Genomic DNA, 860 nt, shown 5'->3' on the forward strand with positions numbered 1-860 from the left:
GATTATCTGCTGGGGAAAGACCGGCAGCGCGACGGCGCCAGCGTTCTGCAGGGTAAGCCGGAGGAAGTGCGGGAGCTTATTGACGCCTCGCCTTACGCCAAGAAATACACCTCCGGCGTGCTGTCTTTTGCCGAACAGGATTTGCCGCCCGGCCAGCGTGAAAAGCTGATGGCGAGCTTCGAGCGGGTTCTGATGCCCGGACTCGATAAAGACCAGTACAGCGTGCTGTGGGTTGAACACCGGGACAAGGGGCGGCTGGAACTGAATTTTCTGGTACCGAACACGGAACTGCTGACCGGCAGGCGTCTCCAGCCGTACTACGACCGGGCAGACCGTCCGCGCATCGATGCGTGGCAGACCGTGGTGAACGGGCGACTGGGGCTGCACGACCCGAACGCACCGGAGAACCGGCCCGCGCTGGTGACGCCATCTTCGTTACCCAAAACGAAGCAGGAAGCCGCAGAGGCTATTACGCGGGGCTTACTGGCCCTCGCCTCGTCAGGGGAGCTTAAAACGCGTCAGGACGTCACTGAGGCGCTGGAAAGCGCAGGTTTTGAGGTCGTGCGCACCACAAAGAGCAGCATCAGCATTGCCGACCCGGACGGAGGGCGAAACATCCGACTTAAGGGAGCCATCTATGAACAGTCTTTTAACGCTGGCGAAGGACTTAGAGCAGAAATCGAAAGCGCAGCAGCAGAGTACCGGCGAAATGCTGAAAGCCGCATTCAGCGAGCACGAGAAGTCTGTCAGAGCGGAACTGAGCGAAAGCGGGAAGAGAATCAGCGCCGCCATCCGCGCCCACGAGCAGGGTATGAGCGCGGCCATGCAGTCGAACCGCCTGAGCGTGATGCGTATGGTCG

The 860-nt window shown here is 60.6% G+C and carries 1 protein-coding gene; it reads left to right on the forward strand.

All coding sequences use genetic code 11. The features are described 5' to 3' along the window. A partial coding sequence (mbeA, locus tag ABEB28_RS43345) for a plasmid mobilization relaxase MbeA (protein ID WP_425559076.1) occupies window positions 1-860 on the forward strand: 860 nt, incomplete at both ends.

The organism is Cryptosporangium minutisporangium, assembly GCF_039536245.1.
GTDB classification, from domain to species: Bacteria; Actinomycetota; Actinomycetes; order Mycobacteriales; family Cryptosporangiaceae; genus Cryptosporangium; species Cryptosporangium minutisporangium.